Origin of the sequence: Pseudoalteromonas sp. S3785, from assembly GCF_005887365.1 — a bacterium.
Taxonomy (GTDB): Bacteria; Pseudomonadota; Gammaproteobacteria; order Enterobacterales; family Alteromonadaceae; genus Pseudoalteromonas.
In genome coordinates this window covers 1-264 of record NZ_PNCT01000142.1, presented here as the reverse complement: position 1 = coordinate 264, position 264 = coordinate 1, and the positions used below count along the sequence as shown (strand labels likewise).

At 46.6% G+C, this 264-nt stretch carries 1 tRNA gene; it reads right to left on the bottom strand.

The annotated features are described in order from the left end of the window. Window positions 1-186 precede the first annotated feature (186 nt). Window positions 187-263 (bottom strand) — tRNA-Arg (locus CWC17_RS18895). Window position 264 lies beyond the last annotated feature (1 nt).

Sequence of the window (264 nt, the reverse complement as noted above, 5' to 3'; positions counted from 1 at the left end):
CGTAGCCAGGTACTCTATCCAGCTGAGCTATGCGCCCACTTTTACTGTTTGCTTATTTATACTCTAAGCAGAGTGTGTAAAAAGTGTTGGAAGCAGGACGTATCTTGTAAGAATGAACCTCCGACCGATTTGGTTTTAAACCAAACACTTTAACTTGTTTATACTCTAAGCAGAGTGTGTAAAGAGTGGTGGGCGCAGGAGGATTCGAACCTCCGACCGCCTGGTTCGTAGCCAGGTACTCTATCCAGCTGAGCTATGCGCCCA